Here is a 16,392-nt window from a genome sequence, read left to right on the forward strand (position 1 = left end):
CAACTCTTGACAAGTTCAACTCACTTCAGCTTGCAACAAAGAACCGCAAAAACGCCTCGACTACTTGTCGCGTCACATCCTCCGCGGTCCGCGCTTTCACCAGCTCGTGCCCAGCAGCCTGCACCGTCACCAGCTCGGTCCTGGCTGGAATCAGTTTCATCGCCTGCAGCAATTCCGCGCTCGTTCCCATGCCATCGCGGGTTCCCTGCACGAACAGCGAAGGCGTCCTGAGTTCGGGAAAATGCGCGGTCCTCTCCTGATCCACTTTTTTCGGTGGGTGTAGCGGGTAGGAGAGGAGCAACAACCCCTCGGCGACGTCCGGTTCGTCTGCCGCAAGCATCGTTGACTGCCGGCCTCCATAAGAATGGCCACCCAGGAAGACTCGCCCCTGCACCTCGCGCCGCAGGGCTTCCGCCGCAAATCGCAGGCCCTGTCGATCGCGGTCCGCGCTGCCCCGCATAGGAGGTCCCGTCGGACGCTTCTGCCTGAACGGAAGATTGACCCGCAGCACCGTAACTCCAGATTCAGCAAACACTTGCGCCGTCGCCTTCAGTAGCGCAGATTCGCAATTCGCTCCAGCGCCGTGCGCCAGCACCAGTCCATCTCCCGAAGGCTGTTCCGGCCGATGCAGAAATCCCCGGACCTCCGGATCTCGCGTCGAATCCATAAACTCAGAGACCGTTACCTGCGACATGGCACCTTACCTGTGCTCATTATCATCCTTCCGCGACGCCTCCCATACCGGACGGAAATCGTAAGTGGGGTAGAACTCCGTACGGAACGCGCCCCACGCTCCGTGTTCGATCTGCAGGTTTATTTCGCGCAGTCGTGAGGAGGCGAATCGCAACGTCACCACCTGCCCGATTCCCATCATCACGTACCAGGACACCACCTCCACCCCTGCGGGCGGAAAGTTCTTCTGAAACCCGGTCTTCGCCAGATGAGCGTTAATCTCATCCAGCGTTTTCGTTTCATCGTGCCTCAAGAAGATGGTCATCATCGTCTTGTCCACGGCATTGGAATCCTCCGGGGTCTGTGCTTCTGCTGCGCTCGTCGCCACCGCAGCCGCTACCACCCCCGCACCCGCTTTTGCCAGAAACTCGCGCCTCGTATGCTCTGTCCTGGCTTCGGCGCGCCGCACCTGCTCTTCCCTGTTCTCATCCGGCATGAGTCTTTCTCCCCTCCACCTCGCGTCACTCAACAGCTATAGGTTCCTCGCAGAAACACAATCTGTTGATCCAGCGCATACTCTTTCAACACGTGTTCCAGGTAAGCAATCATTTCTTCCTGCATATCCTCTCGCGACAGCAGCGCAACCACGCTTTCTCCATCACGCACCGCCAGGTATTGCAGTCGATGGTCCTTCATCAGGTTCAGACATTCCTGCACCGGGTCACCTACACTCGCCGACACCTCGCATGGGGCCATTACCTCGCGCAAAGGTGTAGCCTCTGTCGCCTGCGCCGCAACACGGGCATATTCGCGGTCCGAAAAAATGCCAACAATTCGATCTCCGCGCATGACCAGCGCCGCCGGAGCGTCGTGCTCAGCCATCAACCGAAGGGCGTCACGCAAGCTTGCTTCTGCTTGCAGTATCAATGGCTTTGAACACTTCCGGTCGAGAATGCTCCGCAATGTCAGCGGCTCAACACGAGCATGACGAGGCATCTCGGCCAGCGTTCCCGATACGCGCTCATCCAGCACTTTCCGATGATTCTCCATCTCTTGACCTGTCCTGCTGCATTGGATGCGACCCGCTCCCGCACATGTTCAACTCTGCCGTTACACCTCCAACCTGCCCGCCGATTGCGGTGACAGCCTCGCGCGTCCGGGATATCCTGTCTCGCATGGAAATCCGAACCATTGCGCCTTTTCTCGACTACTTCACGCGGGTTCGCGAACGCACCCTGCGCATTGTTTCCTGCATTCCTCCCGGGCAGATTGATTGGCGTCCGATTCCGGACAAGTTTTCGCTTGGCGATCTTGCGCGCCACATCGTCGCAACAGAGCGTTATGTTTTCGTCGAGTGCGCCTGTGGTGGACGCAATCTCTACGCTGGCTGCGGACCCGAGTTGGCCCGGAACTACAACGAAGTCATCGATTTCATGCAGCGCCTGCACGCCGAATCCATGGCCATGCTGGCGAGCCTCACCGACGAGCAATTGCAGCAAAAATGCGCCTCCGCCGATGGCACTCCCATGACGACCTGGAAGCTTTTGCGCTCCATGATCGAGCATGAGATTCACCATCGGGGAGAGCTCTACGCCTATGTAGGGTTTCTCGGAGTAGCCGTGCCGCCGCTCTATGGACTTACCTCGGAGAAGCTGCGCGAAATCGCCGGTAAGAATTGATATAGGCAGCTCTTACGCCAGCGAGTTTCATTCCTGCATCCAACGGTCCCAACAGCGAGGTTCCTATGAGCTTCTTAGGATCGATTCTTGGCAGCATCGGGGGAAACAATCCCGAACAGAGCGGAGTGGCCCAGGTGCTGCTCGATCACCTTCAGAACGGACAGTCCGGCGGACTCGGCGGCCTGCTGCAACGGTTCCAGAATCACGGCATGTCCCAACAAGCGAATTCCTGGGTAAGCACCGGTGAAAACGAGCCTATTTCACCCGATCAGGCCGAACAGGGGCTTGGCTCCGACCAACTCCAGCAGCTTGCTTCTCGCGCAGGAGTTTCACCCACCGTGGCGAAGGTTGCGCTTGCCGCCCTTCTGCCCGTCATCATCGATCACCTCACCCCCAATGGACAGGTTCCCGAGCAGCCGACACTCATGCAGCGTATCTCAGGCCTATTGCAACGAAAGTCCGCCTAGGCAGCGCCATTCGATTGTGGCCCTGCGAACTATTTCGCATGTCCAACCGGGATTAAATAGATCGCGGTCTGGTTCGCTGGCAATGAAGTCGCCTGCTGCACCTGTTTCGGATCGACCCCACCAACGGGCACTGCTCCCAGCCCGAGTGCCGTCGCCTGTAGCAGAACGTTCTGCGCTGCGTGGCCAGCTTCCAGATTCACAAACTTCTCGCCCAGGCCTTTTCCTGCGCGGTCGTATTCGCCCGTAATCAGCAACACCGCAGGCGCATGTTTCACCGTTCCCTGCTCGCTCAGCAGCTCACGCACATCTTTGGATGAGCGCGGCAGCAATGCATGCTCGCCAGGAGCATACTCCCATAATCCGTCTGCGGTTGCGACATAGACGTGCAGATAATATTGCGCATGTGCAGAGGGAGCCGTGCGATGTCCCTTAGCGTCGGTAACTCCCTGCGCGGCCCATAGCAGCTGAGCAATCTCCTGCGAGGTCAGTTTCGTCGTCGTCAAGCTTCGCACCGAGCGTCGCGAAGCGAGCGCCTCGGTAAGCGTCATTCCGCCTGTCCGCGAAGCCGGCGGCAGTGCCACTTTCTTGTTCTCCGTTGCGCTCGATACCTGCGCGGCCAACGCGCCCTGCAACAACATGCCCGCTACAACACAGATTAGAAATGCACGCATAAGTCCTCCAATCGCACATTGAAGCACAATCAGAGCTGCATGTGAATGCACTCCGGCGCGTTCGCATTTGCGTGCGATATACTTCCTGATTCGCAGGAGGGAACACAATGGCGCAACCGTCTGATCACAACGAAAACTTCCGGCAGCATCATCCGAAGGTGTGGAATGCCTTCTCCAACCTTGCCGATGAGTGCCACGGTGAAGGCCCACTCGACGAGAAGAGTCGCCGCCTCATCAAGGTTGCACTCGCCATCGGTGCGGGCCTCGAGGGCGCCACGCACTCGGCCGTGCGACATGCGCTAGATGCCGGAGTCACTCCAGCCGAACTGGAGCACCTCACCGTACTCGCCATCACCACTCTCGGCTATCCATCCGCCATGCGCGCACTTTCATGGATACAGGATCAGGATGCGCAGCGAGCCTGACGAGACAATCCGCCACAATCACATCGGGAGAAGCTGATTTCAGGACAGCAGCAACTCCATATAAACATCCGCGCGTTCGTATGGGGAAGGCGTGATCTCTTCCGCCTTCATATGCCTGAATCCGAGCGATTCATACAGTCCTATCGCCGGATGCAGTCTGCTGTTCGTCTCAAGATAAAGCCTTCGTGCTCCCAGTTCGCGTGCCAGCTCGATTGCCCTGCTCAGCACTGCCCTGCCAATCCCTTTTCCCTGATGCGATGCCGTCACCGCCATCTTTGAAACCTCAAATTGCCGCTCGCCAATTGCAATCAGGGCGCAACACCCCACCACGCGGTCGCCGCAGACGGCCAGCAGAATTTGGCCTCCGCCATCCAAAATCACGGCTGGATCGCCGAGCAGCTTTCGATCTTTCTCTTCCAGACGAAAGTACCGCGTGATCCATTCCTCATTCAGGCGCCTAAAGGCATCCTCATCGCCCGCCCGAAAGGGCCGAACCGTTACCTCGCATTCCGTCGTACCAGACATGATCCGATTGTAATGACTTCCCGCGCCACATGGTCTCCCCTCCGCAAACCCCAAGAAGTCACGCCACGCACGCCTACCCCCTCTTGGGGCCGAAAACGCCAGTTCGGGCCATCAGCATCTATATGCCAATGGATGCTCTAGATTGAGAACTCAATGAAAGCCTTTTCAAAAGTAGCCACCGCAGTTGTCATCTCGATGCTCCTCTGTGTGGGAGTATGGGCAGCAGCCCGCTACGGACTGGCACAATCGCTTCTTTCGACAGACTTCCTCGGTCACCAATTCTGTTATCTGAGCAATCCAACACTTATCTGGACTGATTCCTTGGCTGACGGCCTCATATGGCTCTCCTACATCGCCATCGCCGTCGGATTAGCCCTGCTGCTGAAGAGCACTCAATCGCTTCTCGGATTCCGCTGGGTCTTCGTCGCATTTGGTCTCTTCATCGTGGCCTGTGGTTTTACTCACTTTTTCGAGGTGCTCACCATCTGGGAGCCTGTTTATTGGCTCTCGACTTCGGTCAAGGTTCTCACTGCCATTGCGTCCGTCATCACAGCGGTCGTATTCGTGCCCTCCGTACCGCGCGCCGCTGAAGCGATACGGATGTTCAACGAAGCGCATTCCGCGAGCGAGAAGAAGCGGGTCGAGGCACTCTCCAAGTTGCTCGACAATCAGGAGCGCATGCGCCTCGCTTCTGAGAGCTCCGGTTTTGCCACCTGGGAGCGAAGTCTTACCACAGGCGAGTTGTATTGGGATGAGCGCTGCCGGGCTTTGTTCGGAGTCAACGAGGAGCCACGCAAACTGTACTACGAGGATTTCCTGAAGCGGATCCATCCCGCCGAGCGTGCAGCAACCAAGGCGCTCATCGAGTCCTCGCTTGCGGAGCGAAACGAATACGACGCGACATTTCGCATTCAGCGCGACGATGGTGAAATCCGCAGCGTCATTTCGCGCGGCAAGGCATTCTGTGACGAGAGTGGTCGCCCCGTGCGGCTTGTCGGCATCATTCTCGATATCACACGTGAAAAGCAGGCCCAGGAAGCCCTTGTAAAAGCCGAGCGGCTCGCCGTCGCTGGACGCATGGCCGCCAGCATTGCGCATGAAATCAATAATCCTCTCGAAGCTGCCACCGGCTTCTTGTATCTCTCCCGCGGCGATGGGCGCGTGCCAGAGGACGTAAAGCAACACCTCAAGTTAGCCGAACAGGAACTGCAACGCGCAGCTAAGATCACGAGAAGCACATTGAGTTTCTATAGGGAATCTCCCACTCCCACGCAAGTCGATCTTGCCGAACTTCTCAACAGCGTCCTTGAATTTCAGCAGGCCCGGATCAGTAAAGCCGGAGTCTCCGTCGAAAAGCAATTCACTGGCGTAGAGCCCATCGTTGCCTATCCTGGCGAACTCCGCCAGATATTCACCAATCTGATTGCCAATGCAGTGGATGCCATGCCGGAGAATGGCAAGCTGGTGCTGCGCATTCATCCTGCGAGGAACTGGAAAACCAAGCACGCTGGCTACGCTGTTCTCGTCTCCGACAATGGCACAGGAATACCTCCGCATGTGCGGGCCAAATTATTCAACGCCTTCTTCTCTACAAAAGGTGAAAAAGGAACAGGGCTTGGCCTATGGATTACCCGGCAGCTCATCGAGAAGAATGGCGGGTCAATGAAGTTCCATTCCTGCACATCAGAGATAGGCAGTCCGCACGGCACGACGTTCCGAATCTGGCTTCCTGCTAATTAGCCCTGCCTTTGCTTTTGCTTTTCAGGTGTCATCCCAAGCGAAGCGAGGACCCCCTACCCTCTCCACCGACCTCCACGACCAACATGCGCCTCCCTACCGACATCCATATCACCATATCCAAAGGAAGTAGTGGTCGTCGCCGACGCCTCCGCGGGGGTAGGCCGGGCAACTGCACAGGAGTTTGCGCGTCATCGTGCGAGCATCGGACTCCTCGCCGGGCGAGGTTGGGCTCGAAGCGTCGTGAAAAGTCCCCACCGCCGAGCTCGCCGGCACCCATATTACGAATATCTCAGACACCGTTACCGCACAGGAGCGGCAAGCTGCCTGACCCGATTCCTATGATTGCTCCTTCGCGATCTCTTTCGCCTGCTGCTAGATGTCATACTCGCGCTTGAAGCCGAATCCAAGTTGATTGTCCAGATAGCGGATCTTCGTCGGCCGGAATACGTACAGCGTGCTCGCCTTCAGCGCAACCCGAAACACATTGCCCAGCCGAAAACGTGAGACATACTGTTTCGCGATTCGCTTTCGCAGCTCACGATCCTCGACAGCGCTTGCCTCTCCCTGCATCTGCACGCCTTGTATTTCGTTCCACTGCTCAACTTCTCTGTAAACAGTGACCTCGACTCTGGGAGCGATCTGCAGGTGACGGCTGTGCTCGCTCTTCTCTGAAGAAAACCAGAAAAGCGAGCACGCCTCATCGCACCAGTAAAACAGCGGCGTTGCGTGCGCAGTCCCCTCCTCCGAAACCGTTGCCAGCGACAACGTCGAGCGCTGCTGCAGAAATTCTCGAACATGCTCAAGCCCCGGGCCTTGCTGTTTCATCCTGATTGGCATATGCGTGTACGAGGATGATACATGCGCATGCCTTGCCTTCGCGCAGGTCCTACTTCTTCGGCCCCGCAGGGAAGTCCTTGGAGAGCTTTTGGATGCTGTCATCCGCTGGTGTCCCACCCTTGCAATTCGGATGACCGAACCCGCTCAGACTCGTTCCATCAGGCTGAGTATCCGTAATCATGTTGTCTCTCATGTGAGAACCTCCCCCAACAAGCACAGCGCGGCTTTGTGGTACCTAGCCTGCCCCCGACGTCCTCGCAGTTGAGATCAGCGCTTAAGGAACTTCGAGAGTCATTCATCGGCTTTATTGCTGGTTCTAGAACTGGTTGAGCAAAATCTATCGAAGATCCTGTAGAACACGATTACGCCGCCGCTCAGGTGTTTTTTGTGGCGGGTCGAAAGAGGTTCGAAAGGATCCTGAATCCGGCGCCCGAGATACAGAGCATGGGAAGTACGAGAGTCAACTGCTCGTGCGTATTGTTTTGTCGTACCAACGTGAGTACCAGAATCAGCTCCGAAAGCAGTAGCAGAGTCAACGAGAGCCCTCGATGAAATTTGCGAAGCTCGGACTGCAGCCACGAGTCAGGTTGGATCTCTATGACTCGGCCTTCATCAGAGTCGGTGCAGCGGTATTTGATTGGGCAGTCATTACAGTGGCGGGGATGCGCTCGATAGCGCACAGCGCTCGATTCCAGTGCCTCAGCGCGGTAAAGGTGTTTACCGTTGGGACATTTCCACACGTCCAAGTCCGAATGATAAGAGAAACCAACAATCGGGATCTTTCTTGTCCGTCGATGTGAATGGCGTGCTGCGAGTTCAAGGGCCGCAGCGACCAACGCGAGAAAGATCGCGTAGCCGGCTGCTAACAGTACCTGAACATCTACCCCCCACATCGTTTAGTCTCCCTTTGTTGAGCCGGTTAACTCGGTGAAGAGAATGTTCCCCGGCTCCTCTGCAGGGCCACGCTTTCTCATATAACGAACTCCCAACCAGCAGAGGTACAGAACAGGAAGCGTGCCGCCAAGAATGAATACGATATCGCCCGGAAGTCGCAGCCATTCGATGAGCGAATTGGTTGGATTTCCGACGAATTTCAGAGTGCGCGCGTCGTAATATCCGTAGGCGATGGAATGGTAGAGTTGCAGCACGCCCAAAGGAAATAACGTGGCAAACACCATCCACGCCAACCCGAGATTCAGCGACCAGAAACTGATCTTGGCAGCTCGGTCAGACCAGCGCTCTTCAGGAATGATGTAGCGCAAACAGAACAGAGCCAAGCCCACCGACAACATTCCATACACTCCCATCATCGCAGCATGGCCATGATTGGGCGTGAGGGCTGTGCCGATCTCGTAATACGACACCACGGGAAGATTGATCAGAAAGCCAAAGATCCCGGCACCCAGGAAATTCCAAAATCCAACTGCGGCAAGAAACATCACAGCCCAATAGTGCGGGAACAAGGTCTTGGACCTCGTTTCCTGCTCCGCTCCAAGTTGCAGAAAGCTCCATGCCTCCAGTGTCAGTAGCGTGAGAGGGATGACTTCGGCTGCGGAGAAGAAGGCTCCCAACGACATGTGAATTGCAGGCTCTCCTGAAAAGTACAAGTGGTGCATGGTGCCGATCACGCCGCCCGCGGAGTAGAGCACCATATCGAGATAAATCATCGTCAACGCGACGCGTTCATGTACTACGCCTAACAGCACGAACACATACGCAACCATGATCGTCGTGAACAGTTCCAGAAAGTCTTCCACCCAGAGATGCACAACCCAGAAGCGCCAGAAATCAGTGGTCGTGAAATGCGATCCCGGATGAGCGAGCAAACCAACGGCGTAAAATGCCGGAATGGACAGAGCCGAAAAGAAGAATAGCCAAGGCATATTCCCCATGTGATCGCTTTGTAGTCGTCCGCGAAGTCCACGAAAGAGGATGATCACCCAGAACAAAAGGCCAACAGTAAGCAAGATTTGCCAGAATCGGCCCAAGTCGAGGTACTCAAAACCCTGACTGCCAAACCAGATCCAGGCCTTGGTCTTGAACCATCCTTCAATCCCGAGATACTCGCCAATCAAGCTCCCAAAAACGACGATCGCCAAAGCACCCAACAGACCGTATGCCAGCAGGCTTTGACCATGCGGTTCGCGACCGGTGATCATCGGTGCCAGGAATATTCCAGCAGCGAGGTATGATGTCGAGACCCAGAAGATTGCAAGTTGCAAGTGCCACGTCCGCGCGATATTGAATGGGAAGAGGCGCGCAAGGTCGATTCCGAAGAAGTTAGAAATATCAGCCCGATAGTGCTGAGAGGCACCTCCCACAAGCGTTTGCAGCAAAAATAGCAGGCCCATGACAAGGAAGAACCAGGCACACGCCCGTTGTGCGGGGGTCAACAGAACTAGGTTCGGCGGACGAAATGAGACCGTCTGCTGTTCACGTCCATGCCAGCCTAAGAAGTTCCAGCGCCCAAATGCGGCAAACAGCAGACCAATTCCACCCAGTAGAGCAATGAGTGATAGAACGCTCCACACAATGGCATCGGCAGTCGCCCGGTTTTCGACAAGTGGTTCGGGAGGCCAGTTATTAGTGTAGGAGTATTGCAGGCCAGGTCTGAGGGTCGATGCCGTCCAAGCCGACCAACTAAAGAAAGCGGTTAATTGGCGAATCTGCTCAGGGTCCCTAATGGCATTGGGTCGAAGGCCATATTTGGTGGTTGGCTCACCGAAGAACTCGCCATAATAACTTCGCAGTTGTTCGAAGGCATGCACCTGTGCGGGCGTGTAGATCAGGACGTCGGCCGAGCCGTCGAACCGATTGTTCTTAAAGTCGGTTACCGTCTGTGCCTTTGCGCGATCAGAGGAGTCTCCTCCGTAAAACTCAGTCACGCTGAGCGCCGCCCGATGCAGGTAATCGGCGGTGAAATCCGGGCCCAGATACGCGCCATGTCCGAAGATCGAACCATATTCCATCAGACCGTTGCGAAGGAATACACCCTGGCCGGCAAGAACATCGCTACGTGTGAACAGAACATGGTCGGCGGTATCCGTGACTCGCGCCGGAATCGGCGGCTCACCAGTGTAGGTCCGGTACGTCAACATCCCCATCACGGTGAAGCCGAAAATCATGACGATTGCCACAGCCTGAATCCAGCCACGCGAGATCAGGAATTGCCGCCGTTGAGCTAGTTCCATTCCCTGCTCCTCATCTGTTTCATTGAATTTCGTGGATGCCTTGTACCTGTCCCAAATGACAGTTGCAAAGCTTATAGCAACGACCATCATCTGTAGGGAGTACGCCTGTCACTGCAACGGTGACGATTGACTTATTTACGGGAGCGCGTACGCCGACGAGCATTGTGAAGCTTACCGAAGTGGACATTTTGCTAAGCGAATGTCGGCAGTGCGTCTGGTGGCTGGAGGAACTATGAGTACACGTGATGAGAGTTGCAATTCCGGTGAATATCGCGCCAGTCTGACAAGGCTTCCTCAATTAGCTGAGGAGACCATCCAGTTCAACCTGCCGAAGGAACTGGAACAACTTCATCATGCCGGCGCCTGGGATCAAACGAGCGGGCGCAGTTCAAAGACCCTGGCAAAGTATGCAGACTTCAGAGTCGTGTTGATTTCAATGAAGGCGGGTACCCGCATGGATCAACATAGAGCCGAGGGCAGGATTTCAATTCAGTGTCTGGCGGGGAAGCTACGCTTACATCTTCCCAATTCACTACAAGCAGAACTGGCAGTCGGGGATGTATTGGTTCTGGATTGTGGGGTTCCTCACAACGTCGAGGCTTTGGCAGAGAGTGCATTTCTGCTAACGATCTGCTGGCCGAATCCGCACGGAGCGGAGGCAAGCATTGTGCCATGAGTTCTACGCTATCGAAGCGGCTGGAGCGAGGACCTTCGCACCTTGGTAAACATAATCTCGCGTGAATTGCAGGTTCGCTGACCCTCGTGCTCGGGGTGAAGCGCGCCAAATCCAATCGCTATGAAACGTGAGACAAGATGCTGAATCCAAGGCGGTCCATGGCGCCGGTCTAGATGAGTTTGCGCTGGATTGCATTCATCACCGCTTCGAGGCGGTTGTGGGTACGCAGTTTCTGGTTGATGTGATGCAGATGGTTCCGCAACGTCTGAGCGGTAATGCCTAGCTGCTGTGCTACATCGGCAGAGTCCCTTCCCTTTGCAAACAACTTCAGCACCTTCTTTTCGTGTTCGGACAATGAGGGAACCGGAGCGGCGCGCACCGCGCTTTCGCCTACACCAGTTAGCTCTTTGGAAAGATCCAGCATCTTGTGAACGAGGTCTTCGGTTCTCTTCTGATCTGTAATGTCGTGTGCGAGGTGCACGAGCAGGCGACGTCCCGTGCGCGGGTTATCGAAGACTACCGTTGACATATTGATCCAGACCCGCTGACCAGACCGAGTCTTCGCTCGCATATCGAAGTTCGGTATGCTTCCATCCTTCTCGACACACTGCAGTATGCAGGCGTGCTTGTGACACACTCGTGTGCCAAGCGGGCCTACCCCTTGGAATAGCTCATAGCAGGTTTTGGACAGCGCCTCGGACGCAGTGTATCCGAACAGCTTTTCGGCTGCTTTGTTCCATGAACATATGCTGCCTTCTCGATTGACTGTGAAGGCAGCATCGCTAGTACGTTCGAAAAGGGCAAACAGTTCGCTTTCCAACATTTATGCGGAGGCTCTTTCCTCATTAGTACAGATGCTTACTCAATAGTACGGATGCATCATTGCCCAGAATCGGTGCATGAGGCGAACATGGCACAAGTTCCTCTGCGTTCACTTTCGCTATCTCGGTTGGAGCGTATTTCGCGGGTGTCCGTGTTCTGCTAGTTAGTTGAAACAGGCGCGCGCCCGGCTAGGAGATACATGCAGGAGTTTGACAGGTGGTGATCCTGACTCACGAATCTCAATCAACTTGCCGGCGCTCATCGAACACTGGAGAGCAATCGGAAGTTTTGATGAAGCAGCACGCCACAGCAATTCCGTTGGTGGTGATGACCATAGGGCACTCCACCCGCCCGATCGACGTGTTCATTCAGCTCCTCAGGGCTCATGGCGTACAGAGGCTGGTTGACGTGCGCACGGTCCCGCGTTCACGACATAATCCGCAGTTCAATCGCGACCAACTGTCCCCCTCTCTGCATTCCGCTCGCATCCATTACAGCTATATGCCCGGTCTGGGCGGCTTCCGACATGCGCAGCATGACTCTGTAAACATCGGGTGGCACAACGCGAGCTTTCGCGGTTATGCCGACTACATGCGGACTTCTGAATTCCGGAAATGTTTGGACGCGCTGATAGGACTTGCACGGCAGGAGCGAATTGCGGTCATGTGCGCGGAGGCATTACCTTGGCGCTGTCACCGATCCCTGATTGCCGATGCACTGTTGGTACGAGGAATCGAAGTGCGCGAAATCACTAGCGCGACCGGCACGCGACTTCATTCTCTAACGACGTTCGCGCGGGTCCACGGAGTCCAGGTCACCTACCCTGCTGAACAGCCGGCGTAGTTCTGGCAAAATCATACCCGGAAGCGCGGCGCGAAAAGGTATCCGTCGCTGGAGGCCTCGGCGAACTTCGGAGAAAGCCCGACATCGCCACTTGTCAACGAGTACTGCAACAAGATTCAGGTCACTGACGTAGGCTCCTGGCCCAAGCCGCTGCGCCACCGAAGCCAGCGAGACCGGGTACGGCTATCTGAACAGTTCTCGCTTTGCGGCGTTGGAGATGGCTACGACCGCCGGATGTTGCAGCTTACGCTCACCAGAAATAGCGTAGAAGTGTTGTCGCACCTTGTTCGTACGACCGATGATGCGCAAGCCCTTTTCCTTTTGCAACGCCTTCTCCAACATGGACGGCATCGGAAACACGCCAACTCCGGTTTCACCAAAGGCGTGCAGCAAGGCGTAGTCCTCAAACTCGCCAACCACGGCGGGACGCACGCCTTCAGATTCAAACCAGTAGTCGAGCGCTCGACGAAGCGCCGTGTTGTCCGTGGGCAAGAACATGGGAGCGCCATTCAGAGATTTCGGGAAGGTGCGTTGATAACGCGCTGCTTGCCTAGCGGCCGCCACAAACAAGGTGCCGCATTCGCCGAGCAAATGGCTATACGCACGAATGTTCAAGCCTGGATCAACCGGGACATCCGACAGCACCACATCAAGCTCATGCGTCGCCAGTCGGCCCAACAGTTGTGTCGAGGTGGCTTCCCGGCAGACGAGGCGTACCGGCTCGCCTAGATGCAGTGCCGGCTCGATCAGTAACTGCACAATGATCTTTGGCACCGCGTCCACCACTCCTACATCCAGCCGCAGCGGGCGACCAGTAGGCCGATTCTTCACGACATCCACTAATTCGCGACCAAGGGAAAAAATGTCTTCGGCATAGCTATACACCGTTCGCCCCATATCCGTAAGGACCAGCCTGCGTCCGGCTCGCGCCAGCAGTTTCTCCCCCAGTTGATCTTCCAGCAGTTTCAACTGCGTGCTGATCGCCGGCGCCGACACACGCAGTTCGGTACTCGCCTTGCGAATGCTGCCGGCGCGAACAACTGTCCAGAAATAAAGCAGGTGATGGTAGTTGAGCCATTCCATGAGTACTGTCCTCCGCGAGAATGTAGTAATCCACTCAAGAAAATTGATTGTTAACTAAATATTATCAATGCCGTTTTGTTTATGTAGTTTTGTTAACAACGCTCATCTCCTATAGTCGTCCTAGATGAAACAACGTTGGAGGGAACACATGCAGATGGACTTTCGTATTCAGAATACTGATCTAGTTGCCGTGCTCAAGGGCTATATCGAAAGGCGACTGCGGTCTTCTCTGGCGCGTTTCGGCGGCCGCGTAGGGCAAATCTCTGTTCGGATTTCTGGCAGCGCCAGTGGCCAGAACGACTGCCGGATAAGCGCCGAAGTGCGGCCGTTTGGACGGGTGGCGGTTCGAGAAACCGATCCTGATCTGCTTGCCGCCATTGATCGTGCAACCGGACGCGTCGGACGGCTCTTCAGTCGCGAAGTCCAGCGAGTACGCCAAGCCCGCATGGGGCATGAGTCAATCAGGATTGCGGCGTAGTTACTGACGCAATCGGTCGCGACACTCTTCAAGTGAAGAGAGGAGAAGGAGTCGATTGTTCATGGATGCTTCGCACTTATGCGTAGGACTGCTCACCGGAGCGACGATTGTCCTATTGGTGTGGGTGGAAATCCGCTCGCGCCGAAACACGGCAGCGGAAACGGCACCAGTGCCGGAAGAAGCCACGCCTGATTTCAGGAAGAGCAAGAGGAGCTAATAACGTGGTCCGTGCCGCAGAGAATGCCGAACGTGCCGCTAGTTGTCTTGAAATTTCCTGGCAACAATATCGGAGTAGTTGTATGGAAACAGTTTTGACCGAGAGCATGCCTGACCTGCGCGTATCGAGATCGCGCGATTTGAAATCAGAGATAGCCGACTTATTGTAGCGAGTTGGCGCAGATCTCGCGGCATGTTCGGAAACTGAGCGAGCAGTGAATGCGTTCGCACTGCGTTGAAAAAGGAGTAGTGAGATGAAGCCACGCACAATCCTTGTCACTGAAGACGACTTACTGCGGTTGGAACGGATGGCTGAGGCCGCACGCAGATTCCAGCCGCTTAATCACGATCACTTGGCTCGGCTGGAAGAGGAATTGGAAACTGCCACTGTCCTCGGCAGCGACGATGTCCCGCGCGACCTTGTCACCATGAATTCCGAAGTTCGCGTCAAAGACTTGGATACGGGAAAGGTAGCGACGTACAAGATTGTTTTTCCGCGCGATGCGCGGGTCGCCGAAAACCGCATCTCAGTGCTTGCGCCGCTGGGGACTGCACTGCTCGGCTACCGCGCCCGGGATGTCGTCGAATGGGAAATGCCTTCCGGCCGCCGGCGGCTGGAGATTCAGGCAGTCCTGTACCAGCCTGAAGCCGCTGGTCACGCGCAGGCTGTGTGATCGAGAAGTCAACCGTGCAGATTTTGGACAGAGCCTTTCGGCAGGATTTCTTCATTCGTCCGGTGCGGGCGCGAAACGGTCTCACCGGAATGCCTACAACATTAATGTTAATGAATAATGACCCCTCAAACTCGGCTGAAGAGCTTTGGTCGCTCCGGGAGCGGGCAAAAGAGCTGAAGTGTTTGTACACGGTTATCTCGGCTCTTTCCCAACGCCACGAGGCACCTCCCGTTGTATTTAATTGGATTCTCAACGCAATTCCGCCAGCCTGGCAACACCCCGAAGAGACCACGGCCCGAATTGAGTACTTCGGTCGCTCACATGCCTTGAACGATTTCGTAGAAACTCCTTGGCGAATGCGCTCGACCATCTCAGTTTGGCGGACGCAAGTCGGCGCCATTGAAGTCGTGTACAAGACTCCAAAACCAGACGCGTGGGAAGGACCTTTTCTTCAAGAGGAACAAGAACTTTTGGACAACATCGCGCACCGTCTCGGCGAGTACCTGGAATGGAAGCAGCGCGAGCTGGGCGGTGAGCGACTGGGTGCTGCGCCAGAACACTGGCGCTGGCGACAGCGGTGCGCGGAACGAATCGCCGCCTCGATTGATCCAGCAAAATTCGGGGTTAAAGATGTGTACTTGTTCGGCAGCACCGAGCTCGGCAACGCTGGAGTAGGGAGCGACATTGACCTGCTCGTTGTATGCGATGGCAATGAGCAGCAGAACAGAGATCTCCAGAATTGACTTGAAGGCTGGAGCGTTGCGCTCGCCGAAGTTAGTTTTCAACTGTACGGTATTCCGAGTGACGGTATGCTTGACGTTCGATTCCTGAATTCAGCCCAGGCAAAGATCGAGATCTCATCTTTTGCGGCAGCTGGCCAGACGCTGCAGGCTCTGCCGGTCGGAGAGGCATCTGCAACGTCGCGCCGTGACGCGCGTCCAAAGATTTGATAAAAGCCATTATTATGGTCGAGTTCTTCCATACTCCATGTACCGCTCTGCGAGCATGATGAGCGTCCAGCTATAACCCAAGGGCATGTCTGCGAGATCCACGAATCTCACTTCCTTCGCCCACCATTCAGCTCTGGCCGGCCATGAGAGAGGGATGCATGGCCTCGCGAGCGTTATTTTCCGCCAGCACCCCGGAAGAACGGAAACTAGCGGAAATTAGGTCTTCAGAAACGCGAAAACGTCCGTTTATTCCGTTTTGTCCGCTTTCGACAGTAGCTCGTAAGCGATCGCAACATCTCTATTTAGCTTATTTTTCTGTGATTACAAGAGGTTCTGGCGGAGAGAGTGGGATTCGAACCCACGTTAGAGTTTCCCCTAAACACGCTTTCCAAGCGTGCGCCTTCAGCCACTCGGCCATCTCTCCGCTTTTTAGGCAGGATCCG

The 16,392-nt window shown here is 55.8% G+C and carries 22 protein-coding genes and 1 tRNA gene; 11 read left to right on the forward strand and 12 right to left on the reverse strand.

Annotated features, from left to right (window positions below):
- Window positions 1-25: 25 nt before the first annotated feature.
- Genes AC6IY8_RS08255 through AC6IY8_RS08265 form a run of 3 tightly spaced genes read right to left on the reverse strand, consistent with a single transcriptional unit; the run spans window position 26 to window position 1,722 of the window.
- Entirely contained in the window at window positions 26-694 is a 669-nt protein-coding gene (locus tag AC6IY8_RS08255) for an alpha/beta hydrolase family protein (RefSeq protein WP_497778316.1), read from the reverse strand.
- 6 nt (window positions 695-700) lie between these two features.
- On the reverse strand, window positions 701-1,168 hold the full coding sequence (locus AC6IY8_RS08260) for a twin-arginine translocation signal domain-containing protein (protein ID WP_497778317.1): 468 nt from the start codon (window positions 1,166-1,168) through the stop codon (window positions 701-703).
- 29 nt (window positions 1,169-1,197) lie between these two features.
- A complete protein-coding gene (locus AC6IY8_RS08265; RefSeq protein ID WP_497778318.1) occupies window positions 1,198-1,722 on the reverse strand; it encodes a CBS domain-containing protein in 525 nt (174 codons plus the stop codon).
- Window positions 1,723-1,847: 125 nt separating this feature from the next.
- Between AC6IY8_RS08265 and AC6IY8_RS08270 the strand changes: the two genes are divergently transcribed.
- On the forward strand, window positions 1,848-2,351 hold the full coding sequence (locus tag AC6IY8_RS08270; RefSeq protein WP_497778319.1) for a DinB family protein: 504 nt from the start codon (window positions 1,848-1,850) through the stop codon (window positions 2,349-2,351).
- Window positions 2,352-2,416: 65 nt separating this feature from the next.
- Window positions 2,417-2,818, forward strand: a complete 402-nt coding sequence (locus tag AC6IY8_RS08275) for a YidB family protein (RefSeq protein ID WP_497778320.1) — start codon at window positions 2,417-2,419, stop codon at window positions 2,816-2,818.
- 29 nt (window positions 2,819-2,847) lie between these two features.
- On the opposite strand, the gene AC6IY8_RS08280 is transcribed toward AC6IY8_RS08275, so the two are convergent.
- Entirely contained in the window at window positions 2,848-3,489 is a 642-nt protein-coding gene (locus AC6IY8_RS08280; protein ID WP_497778321.1) for a nitroreductase family protein, read from the reverse strand.
- Between the two features lie 107 nt (window positions 3,490-3,596).
- Between AC6IY8_RS08280 and AC6IY8_RS08285 the strand changes: the two genes are divergently transcribed.
- A complete protein-coding gene (locus tag AC6IY8_RS08285) occupies window positions 3,597-3,914 on the forward strand; it encodes a carboxymuconolactone decarboxylase family protein (protein WP_497778322.1) in 318 nt (105 codons plus the stop codon).
- A gap of 39 nt (window positions 3,915-3,953) precedes the next feature.
- Here AC6IY8_RS08285 and AC6IY8_RS08290 read toward each other — a convergent pair whose 3' ends face one another.
- Window positions 3,954-4,439, reverse strand: a complete 486-nt coding sequence (locus AC6IY8_RS08290; RefSeq protein ID WP_497778323.1) for a GNAT family N-acetyltransferase — start codon at window positions 4,437-4,439, stop codon at window positions 3,954-3,956.
- 153 nt (window positions 4,440-4,592) lie between these two features.
- On the opposite strand from AC6IY8_RS08290, the gene AC6IY8_RS08295 reads away from it, so the two are divergent.
- Window positions 4,593-6,179, forward strand: coding sequence for a sensor histidine kinase (locus tag AC6IY8_RS08295; RefSeq protein ID WP_497778324.1), 1,587 nt, complete (start codon window positions 4,593-4,595; stop codon window positions 6,177-6,179).
- Window positions 6,180-6,551: 372 nt separating this feature from the next.
- On the opposite strand, the gene AC6IY8_RS08300 is transcribed toward AC6IY8_RS08295, so the two are convergent.
- From AC6IY8_RS08300 to AC6IY8_RS08315, 4 genes are all read right to left on the reverse strand, one after another.
- Entirely contained in the window at window positions 6,552-7,004 is a 453-nt protein-coding gene (locus AC6IY8_RS08300; protein ID WP_497778325.1) for a pyridoxamine 5'-phosphate oxidase family protein, read from the reverse strand.
- Between the two features lie 61 nt (window positions 7,005-7,065).
- A complete protein-coding gene (locus AC6IY8_RS08305; RefSeq protein ID WP_497778326.1) occupies window positions 7,066-7,209 on the reverse strand; it encodes a hypothetical protein in 144 nt (47 codons plus the stop codon).
- Window positions 7,210-7,390: 181 nt separating this feature from the next.
- A complete protein-coding gene (locus AC6IY8_RS08310) occupies window positions 7,391-7,909 on the reverse strand; it encodes a transposase (RefSeq protein WP_497778327.1) in 519 nt (172 codons plus the stop codon).
- 3 nt (window positions 7,910-7,912) lie between these two features.
- Window positions 7,913-10,207 (reverse strand): nitric-oxide reductase large subunit, encoded by a 2,295-nt coding sequence (locus AC6IY8_RS08315; protein ID WP_497778328.1) that lies wholly within the window; start codon window positions 10,205-10,207, stop codon window positions 7,913-7,915.
- 232 nt (window positions 10,208-10,439) lie between these two features.
- Here AC6IY8_RS08315 and AC6IY8_RS08320 point away from each other — a divergent pair, with 232 nt between their 5' ends.
- Window positions 10,440-10,883, forward strand: coding sequence for a cupin domain-containing protein (locus AC6IY8_RS08320; protein WP_497778329.1), 444 nt, complete (start codon window positions 10,440-10,442; stop codon window positions 10,881-10,883).
- A 169-nt stretch (window positions 10,884-11,052) separates the two neighbouring features.
- Here AC6IY8_RS08320 and AC6IY8_RS08325 read toward each other — a convergent pair whose 3' ends face one another.
- The gene (locus tag AC6IY8_RS08325; RefSeq protein WP_497778330.1) at window positions 11,053-11,706 is read right to left on the reverse strand and encodes a response regulator transcription factor; all 654 of its coding nucleotides are present in this window, start codon (window positions 11,704-11,706) and stop codon (window positions 11,053-11,055) included.
- Between the two features lie 290 nt (window positions 11,707-11,996).
- Here AC6IY8_RS08325 and AC6IY8_RS08330 point away from each other — a divergent pair, with 290 nt between their 5' ends.
- On the forward strand, window positions 11,997-12,548 hold the full coding sequence (locus AC6IY8_RS08330) for a DUF488 domain-containing protein (RefSeq protein ID WP_497778331.1): 552 nt from the start codon (window positions 11,997-11,999) through the stop codon (window positions 12,546-12,548).
- Between the two features lie 183 nt (window positions 12,549-12,731).
- Here the strand turns inward: AC6IY8_RS08330 and nhaR are convergent, their stop codons facing one another.
- Window positions 12,732-13,631, reverse strand: coding sequence for a transcriptional activator NhaR (gene nhaR, locus AC6IY8_RS08335; RefSeq protein WP_497778332.1), 900 nt, complete (start codon window positions 13,629-13,631; stop codon window positions 12,732-12,734).
- Window positions 13,632-13,785: 154 nt separating this feature from the next.
- Between nhaR and AC6IY8_RS08340 the strand changes: the two genes are divergently transcribed.
- The 5 genes from AC6IY8_RS08340 to AC6IY8_RS08360 all read left to right on the forward strand — a co-directional run bounded on the left by AC6IY8_RS08340 (window position 13,786) and on the right by AC6IY8_RS08360 (window position 15,949).
- Complete coding sequence (locus AC6IY8_RS08340; protein WP_497778333.1) at window positions 13,786-14,109, forward strand: HPF/RaiA family ribosome-associated protein; 324 nt, start codon at window positions 13,786-13,788, stop codon at window positions 14,107-14,109.
- 61 nt (window positions 14,110-14,170) lie between these two features.
- Window positions 14,171-14,326: a hypothetical protein gene (locus tag AC6IY8_RS08345; protein ID WP_497778334.1), complete on the forward strand. Its 156-nt coding sequence runs from the start codon at window positions 14,171-14,173 to the stop codon at window positions 14,324-14,326.
- Between the two features lie 253 nt (window positions 14,327-14,579).
- Window positions 14,580-14,999, forward strand: coding sequence for a nucleoside diphosphate kinase regulator (rnk, locus tag AC6IY8_RS08350; RefSeq protein ID WP_497778335.1), 420 nt, complete (start codon window positions 14,580-14,582; stop codon window positions 14,997-14,999).
- A 356-nt stretch (window positions 15,000-15,355) separates the two neighbouring features.
- A complete protein-coding gene (locus AC6IY8_RS08355; RefSeq protein WP_497778613.1) occupies window positions 15,356-15,742 on the forward strand; it encodes a nucleotidyltransferase domain-containing protein in 387 nt (128 codons plus the stop codon).
- A gap of 66 nt (window positions 15,743-15,808) precedes the next feature.
- Complete coding sequence (locus AC6IY8_RS08360) at window positions 15,809-15,949, forward strand: hypothetical protein (protein WP_497778336.1); 141 nt, start codon at window positions 15,809-15,811, stop codon at window positions 15,947-15,949.
- 334 nt (window positions 15,950-16,283) lie between these two features.
- Here AC6IY8_RS08360 and AC6IY8_RS08365 read toward each other — a convergent pair.
- Window positions 16,284-16,373: transfer RNA gene (locus AC6IY8_RS08365), tRNA-Ser, on the reverse strand.
- Window positions 16,374-16,392 lie beyond the last annotated feature (19 nt).

It is taken from the genome of Koromonas soli (genome assembly GCF_059726265.1).

Excerpts from the sequence above, each read along its gene's own strand:
- AC6IY8_RS08300 (WP_497778325.1), bottom strand. The coding sequence starts at position 7,004 with ATGAAACAGCAAGGCCCGGGGCTTGAGCATGTTCGAGAATTTCTGCAG.
- AC6IY8_RS08330 (WP_497778331.1), top strand. The coding sequence starts at position 11,997 with ATGAAGCAGCACGCCACAGCAATTCCGTTGGTGGTGATGACCATAGGG.
- AC6IY8_RS08295 (WP_497778324.1), top strand. The coding sequence starts at position 4,593 with ATGAAAGCCTTTTCAAAAGTAGCCACCGCAGTTGTCATCTCGATGCTC.
- AC6IY8_RS08255 (WP_497778316.1), bottom strand. The coding sequence starts at position 694 with ATGTCGCAGGTAACGGTCTCTGAGTTTATGGATTCGACGCGAGATCCG.
- AC6IY8_RS08290 (WP_497778323.1), bottom strand. The coding sequence starts at position 4,439 with ATGTCTGGTACGACGGAATGCGAGGTAACGGTTCGGCCCTTTCGGGCG.
- AC6IY8_RS08305 (WP_497778326.1), bottom strand. The coding sequence starts at position 7,209 with ATGAGAGACAACATGATTACGGATACTCAGCCTGATGGAACGAGTCTG.
- AC6IY8_RS08355 (WP_497778613.1), top strand. The coding sequence starts at position 15,356 with ATGCGCTCGACCATCTCAGTTTGGCGGACGCAAGTCGGCGCCATTGAA.
- AC6IY8_RS08270 (WP_497778319.1), top strand. The coding sequence starts at position 1,848 with ATGGAAATCCGAACCATTGCGCCTTTTCTCGACTACTTCACGCGGGTT.
- AC6IY8_RS08275 (WP_497778320.1), top strand. The coding sequence starts at position 2,417 with ATGAGCTTCTTAGGATCGATTCTTGGCAGCATCGGGGGAAACAATCCC.
- rnk (WP_497778335.1), top strand. The coding sequence starts at position 14,580 with ATGAAGCCACGCACAATCCTTGTCACTGAAGACGACTTACTGCGGTTG.
- nhaR (WP_497778332.1), bottom strand. The coding sequence starts at position 13,631 with ATGGAATGGCTCAACTACCATCACCTGCTTTATTTCTGGACAGTTGTT.
- AC6IY8_RS08340 (WP_497778333.1), top strand. The coding sequence starts at position 13,786 with ATGGACTTTCGTATTCAGAATACTGATCTAGTTGCCGTGCTCAAGGGC.
- AC6IY8_RS08320 (WP_497778329.1), top strand. The coding sequence starts at position 10,440 with ATGAGTACACGTGATGAGAGTTGCAATTCCGGTGAATATCGCGCCAGT.
- AC6IY8_RS08345 (WP_497778334.1), top strand. The coding sequence starts at position 14,171 with ATGGATGCTTCGCACTTATGCGTAGGACTGCTCACCGGAGCGACGATT.
- AC6IY8_RS08315 (WP_497778328.1), bottom strand. The coding sequence starts at position 10,207 with ATGGAACTAGCTCAACGGCGGCAATTCCTGATCTCGCGTGGCTGGATT.
- AC6IY8_RS08325 (WP_497778330.1), bottom strand. The coding sequence starts at position 11,706 with ATGTTGGAAAGCGAACTGTTTGCCCTTTTCGAACGTACTAGCGATGCT.
- AC6IY8_RS08265 (WP_497778318.1), bottom strand. The coding sequence starts at position 1,722 with ATGGAGAATCATCGGAAAGTGCTGGATGAGCGCGTATCGGGAACGCTG.
- AC6IY8_RS08280 (WP_497778321.1), bottom strand. The coding sequence starts at position 3,489 with ATGCGTGCATTTCTAATCTGTGTTGTAGCGGGCATGTTGTTGCAGGGC.
- AC6IY8_RS08285 (WP_497778322.1), top strand. The coding sequence starts at position 3,597 with ATGGCGCAACCGTCTGATCACAACGAAAACTTCCGGCAGCATCATCCG.
- AC6IY8_RS08310 (WP_497778327.1), bottom strand. The coding sequence starts at position 7,909 with ATGTGGGGGGTAGATGTTCAGGTACTGTTAGCAGCCGGCTACGCGATC.
- AC6IY8_RS08260 (WP_497778317.1), bottom strand. The coding sequence starts at position 1,168 with ATGCCGGATGAGAACAGGGAAGAGCAGGTGCGGCGCGCCGAAGCCAGG.
- AC6IY8_RS08360 (WP_497778336.1), top strand. The coding sequence starts at position 15,809 with ATGCTTGACGTTCGATTCCTGAATTCAGCCCAGGCAAAGATCGAGATC.